The organism is Aeromicrobium sp. PFPM2_SD2, assembly GCF_057364525.1.
The window spans coordinates 1-2,273 of record NZ_JBNFNZ010000397.1 but is presented as its reverse complement, the minus strand read 5'-3'; the positions used below and the strand labels follow the sequence as shown (position 1 = coordinate 2,273).

General features: G+C 71.4%; 1 protein-coding gene and 2 pseudogenes. All 3 read left to right on the top strand.

Annotation, left to right across the window (positions count from 1 at the left end; genetic code table 11):
- On the top strand, positions 1-496 hold a 496-nt coding region (locus tag AC2W7G_RS14175), incomplete at its 5' end, for a signal recognition particle-docking protein FtsY (protein WP_485869001.1).
- Between the two features lie 143 nt (positions 497-639).
- A pseudogene (locus AC2W7G_RS14170) lies at positions 640-1,865 on the top strand (ammonium transporter).
- A gap of 1 nt (position 1,866) precedes the next feature.
- Positions 1,867-2,184, top strand: a pseudogene (locus tag AC2W7G_RS14165) (P-II family nitrogen regulator); the annotation flags it as partial.
- Positions 2,185-2,273 lie beyond the last annotated feature (89 nt).

Genomic DNA, 2,273 nt, shown 5'->3' with positions numbered 1-2,273 from the left:
CGCCGACACCTTCCGCGCCGCCGCGGCCGACCAGCTGCAGACCTGGGGCGAGCGCGTCGGCGTCCCGACCGTGCGCGGCCCCGAGGGCGGCGACCCGGCCAGCGTCGGCTTCGACGCCGTGAAGCAGGGCGTCACCGACGGCGTCGACGTCGTGCTGGTCGACACCGCCGGACGCCTGCACACCAAGGCGGGTCTCATGGACGAGCTCGGCAAGGTCAAGCGCGTCATCGAGAAGCAGGCGCTGGTCACCGAGGTGCTGCTGGTCATCGACGCCACCACCGGCCAGAACGGCATGACCCAGGCCAAGATCTTCAGCGAGGTCGTCGACGTCACCGGCGTCGTCCTGACCAAGCTCGACGGCACCGCCAAGGGCGGCATCGTCATCGGCGTCCAGCGCACGCTCGGGGTGCCGGTGAAGTTCGTCGGCCTGGGCGAGGGCGCGGACGACCTGGCGCCGTTCGACCCCGAGGAGTTCGTCGACGCCCTGCTCTCCTGAGCGGGGCGCGTAACACGCTGTTCACACGCGACCGGGTTTCGTGACCTGGGCGCAACCTGCGTGCCCGGGAACCGAAATCGGGGCCCCCGAGGGTGGGACGCGGCGGGGAGGTCTCCCGCCCTCGATCACACCTCGGAGGTTCCATGGACACCGGCGACACCGCCTGGATCCTGGTCAGCGCGGCCCTGGTCCTGCTCATGACGCCCGGACTGGCGTTCTTCTACGGCGGCATGGTGCGCGCCAAGAGCGTGCTCAACATGATGATGATGAGCTTCGCCGCGCTCGCCGTCGTGCCCGTCCTGTGGGTGCTGTACGGCTACTCGATGGCGTTCAGCCCCGGCGGCAACGGCGTCCTGGGCGGCCTGGAGCGGCTCGGGCTGTCGAACATCTCGGTCGACACCGCGTACGGGACGATCCCCGAGTACGTCTTCGCCGGCTTCCAGCTGATGTTCGCCGTCATCACCGTCGCCCTCATCAGCGGCGCGGTCGCCGACCGGGCCAAGTTCGCCGCCTGGGTCGTCTTCTCGGTCGTGTGGGTCACGGTCGTCTACTTCCCGGTCGCGCACTGGGTCTTCGACTTCGGCGAGGACGGCGGCTGGATCGCCACGAAGCTGGAGGCGATCGACTTCGCCGGCGGCACGGCGGTGCACATCAACGCCGGTGCCGCGGCCCTCGCGCTCGTGCTCGTCCTGGGCAAGCGCGTCGGCTTCAAGCGCGACCCGATGCGTCCGCACAACCTGCCGTTCGTCCTGCTCGGCGCCGCCCTGCTGTGGTTCGGCTGGTTCGGCTTCAACGCCGGGTCCGCCGTCGGCGCCAACGGCCTGGCCGGCCTCGCCTTCGTCAACACCACCGTCGCGACCGCGGCCGCCGTCATCGGCTGGATCGCCGTCGAGATGTTCCGCGAGGGCAAGGGGACGAGCCTGGGCGCCGCGTCCGGCGTCGTCGCCGGCCTGGTCGCCATCACCCCGGCCGCCGGCGCCGCGTCGCCGCTCGGCTCGATCGTCATCGGCCTGGTCGCCGGCGTGCTGTGCGCCCTGGCCGTGGGCCTCAAGTACCGCCTGGGCTACGACGACTCCCTGGACGTCGTCGGCGTCCACCTGGTCGGTGGCCTCGTGGGTACCCTGCTGATCGGCGTGCTGGCCACCGAGGGGCCGGCCTGGAGCAGCTGGGCAAGCAGGCGCTCGCCGCGGTCGTCGTCCTGGTCTACTCCTTCGGCCTCAGCCTGCTGCTGGCCAAGCTCGTCGACCTGGCGATCGGCTTCCGCCTCGACCCGGAGGACGAGGTGACCGGCATCGACCAGGTCGAGCACCTGGAGAGCGCGTACGACTTCGCCGGTGGCGGCGGATCCATCCTCAAGACGGGAGCCTGACATGAAGCTCGTGACCGCGGTGATCAAGCCGCACAAGTGGGAAGAGGTCCGCGAGGCGCTCGCGGCGGCGGGCGTGGCGGGCATGACCGTCACCGAGGCCAGCGGCTACGGCCAGCAGAAGGGCCACACCGAGGTCTACCGCGGTGCGGAGTACGACGTGTCGCTGGTGCCCAAGATCCGGCTCGAGGTCGTCGTCGACGACGCCGACGCCGAGACCGTCGTCGCGACCATCGCGGGAGCGGCGCAGACCGGCAAGATCGGCGACGGCAAGGTCTGGGTCGTCCCGGTCGAGTCCGTCGTGCGCGTGCGCACGGGCGAGACGACGAGGCGGCGCTCTGACCGGTCCGGACCTCGCGGCCCGTCGCGCGGGGCTGACCGCCCCACGCCGACGCGACCGTGCGCGACCTC